Below are 2,833 nucleotides of genomic sequence, written 5' to 3'. Positions count from 1 at the left end.
TTGTTTGCAGGCCAAGTATTTTCCTCTGATAGTCCCTGGAAAGCTCCATCTGTTTTTCCAGAAGCTCCCGGTAATATTTTCTCAGATCTTTTTCAGGTACAAGGGCAGAGGTTTTTTCAAGGAGTTCAAGTTCCCTGGACCTGTCAAGTACCTCCATTCCATTTTCCTGCTTGTAAAGGGCCACATTCTTTACTATTTCCATTCTTCTCAAATAGAGTTTTATCATCTCTTTGTCTATGACTTCTATTTCATCTCTAAGTTCTTTTAGATCCTTAACCATTATAGTACCTCGACCTTTCCGCCCAGTTGTTTAAAGTGATCCCAAAAATGAGGATAAGATTTTTTAACTGACTCTGCTCCCTCTATAACTATAGGCTCTTCACACTGGGTAGACGCCACTGCCATGGCCATGGCTATTCTGTGGTCATTCCAGCTAGATACATTGGCTCCGCCTTTTAGTTTTTTTACTCCTCTTATTATCATTCCGTCTTCTGTTTCTGTTATGTCTGCTCCGATTTTATTGAGTTCGGTCACCATTGCCGTGATTCTGTCAGATTCCTTTATACGGAGTCTCTGAGCGTTTATTATTCTAGTCTCCCCTTCACTCACTGATGCCATTACAGTTACGATAGGACCCAGGTCAGGACATTGTGACAGATCTATCACTGCACCCTTTGTCTTTGTGAATTCTGATGTAAGGCCTTTAGCTGTATTTTTTACAGTACCGCCCATTTTTGTTATTATATCCAGTATCTCTTTATCTCCTTGAAGAGACTCTTTTTCTAGTCCTATACAATCTAGTCCTGCTCCTAGAGTAGCAGCCACCATCCAGAAGGCCCCTTGTGAGTAATCTCCCTCTACACGGTAGTTCACCGGTTTAAACTCCTGTTTACCCTTTATATGAAACTCTCTGTAGTCTCTGTTTTCTATTTCAATTCCTGATTTTTTAAGCATGTCCAGAGTAAGATCCACATATCCTATAGATTCAAGGGGAGTTGTTATCTCAATCACAGAATCTTCTTCTAATTTCGGAAGAGTATACATAAGTCCTGTTATGAACTGTGAGCTCACATTTCCCTTCATTTTATATCTTCCGCCTGTTAATTTCCCGTTTATAGTCAGAGGAAGGTAATCCTCTCCTGTCTCATACTTTACACCAAAATCGTCGAATATATTAAAAAATGTAGTAAGAGGTCTTTTTGCAAGTCTTCCCTCTCCTATAAATTTGATTTCCCCGTCAGCTAGTAATGATATCGGTACAAGAAACCTTACAGTAGAACCTGATTCCCTGCAGTTTATTGTACTTTCTTTTCTTACCAGTGTACCTGTACCATCTATTTTAACATCATGTTCTCCCTTAGATATAGATACTCCCAGAGCTTCCATAGCCTCTATAGTCGCCTCGATATCATCTGACATGATAAGATTTGTTACACTGCTCTCTCCTTTTGCCATTGCCCCTGCTATTATGGCTCTGTGTGAAAGACTTTTTGAAGGTGGTATTATAACCTCACCGTTTAATTTTCCAGGTATTATCTTGATATCCATGCTGCTCCCCCTTTTTATTTTTCCAAAGTAAGTCTTTTTTCAGTGGACTTTTCAAACTCATCTATTAGTGTTTTTCTGTCATCTTTTTTTAGTGCATTTTTTATTATGTCCAGTCTTTCTTGAAATTCATCAATTCTGTTTATAAGATTTTTCTTATTTTCCAGAAAAAGTTCACTCCACAGATCAGCGTTTATCATGGCTATTCTGGTGAGCTCCCTATAGGAATCCCCTGTAAAATTATAAGTATCAGGGTCCTTATCACTATTTACAAGAGCTACTGCTATAGCATGTGTCAGCTGACTGGTAAAGGCTATCATCTCATCATGCCTTTCTGGACTGAGGTAGCTGACCCTCTTAAATCCAAGCTCGGTTCCTATTTTTTCCAGGACGTCTACAGCTTTTTCTGTGTTTTTCTCTGTGGGAGTTATTATGTAGTTGGCTCCCTTAAAAATATCCGGATCAGAGTATTCCGCTCCTATTTTTTCCCGGCCTGCCATGGGATGGACTCCTACAAACTCAACACCTGGCGGTAGGAGTCGCTGCATTTTTGCAACGACCTCCTTTTTTACACCGCTCACATCAGTTACTATAGTTCCTGCCTTAAATTGTTCCTTGTATTTTTCAGTTAGTCTTATCATTGTTTTAGGATATACTGAAAACATCACAATTTCACATCTGTCCAGTATATCTCCCATATCAGAAAAGCCCTTTGATATAAGTTTATTTTTTTCACAGTAGTTTATGGCATTTTGATCTATATCTACTCCGTAAACCTCATGACCATTATCAAGAAGCCCCTTTGCCATAGAAGCACCGATCAACCCCAGACCTATCACTGCTACCTTCATAATCTTTATTCTCCTGGAGTTCTGAGTGCTTTTACTAATTTATTTACAGATATCATCAAGTCGTCAAATGCTTTTGGCTCAAGGGACTGGGCTCCGTCACAAAGAGCATTCTCAGGATCGTTGTGAACTTCTACCATAAGACCGTCTGCTCCCACTGCTGCTGCTGCAAGGGCAAGATCTTTTACCATCCATCTCTTTCCTGTAGCGTGGCTTGGGTCAACTATTACAGGAAGGTGACTCAATTTTTTTACAGCCAGAACTGCACTTAGATCCAGTGTGTTTCTTGTGTATTTTTCAAAAGTTCTTATTCCTCTCTCACAAAGAATTACATTTTCATTTCCTCCGGCCATTATGTATTCAGCCGACATTAGCCATTCTTCTATAGTAGCTGACATACCTCTTTTTAAAAGTATAGGGGTATTAATTTTTCCAAGTTC

General features: G+C 39.4%; 3 protein-coding genes and 1 pseudogene. All 4 read right to left on the bottom strand.

Annotation, left to right across the window (positions count from 1 at the left end; genetic code table 11):
• The coding region (locus ABZA26_RS11780; RefSeq protein ID WP_372714715.1) for a chorismate mutase at nucleotides 1-280 on the bottom strand (280 nt) is incomplete at its 3' end.
• Entirely contained in the window at nucleotides 280-1,548 is a 1,269-nt protein-coding gene (aroA, locus tag ABZA26_RS11775; protein ID WP_372714714.1) for a 3-phosphoshikimate 1-carboxyvinyltransferase, read from the bottom strand. The genes ABZA26_RS11780 and aroA, both read right to left, overlap by 1 nt.
• A gap of 14 nt (nucleotides 1,549-1,562) precedes the next feature.
• Complete coding sequence (locus ABZA26_RS11770; RefSeq protein ID WP_372714713.1) at nucleotides 1,563-2,396, bottom strand: prephenate dehydrogenase; 834 nt, start codon at nucleotides 2,394-2,396, stop codon at nucleotides 1,563-1,565.
• A 5-nt stretch (nucleotides 2,397-2,401) separates the two neighbouring features.
• A pseudogene (locus ABZA26_RS11765) lies at nucleotides 2,402-2,833 on the bottom strand (3-deoxy-7-phosphoheptulonate synthase); the annotation flags it as partial.

The organism is Ilyobacter sp., from assembly GCF_041583315.1.
Lineage (GTDB): Bacteria > Fusobacteriota > Fusobacteriia > Fusobacteriales > Fusobacteriaceae > Ilyobacter.
Note: the sequence above shows the minus strand (reverse complement) of the source record. Positions and strands in the feature narration are given on the sequence as shown.

Bases quoted from the DNA above. Each gene is read 5' to 3' on its own strand.
- ABZA26_RS11770 (WP_372714713.1), bottom strand. From the start codon at position 2,396: ATGAAGGTAGCAGTGATAGGTCTGGGGTTGATCGGTGCTTCTATGGCA.
- aroA (WP_372714714.1), bottom strand. From the start codon at position 1,548: ATGGATATCAAGATAATACCTGGAAAATTAAACGGTGAGGTTATAATA.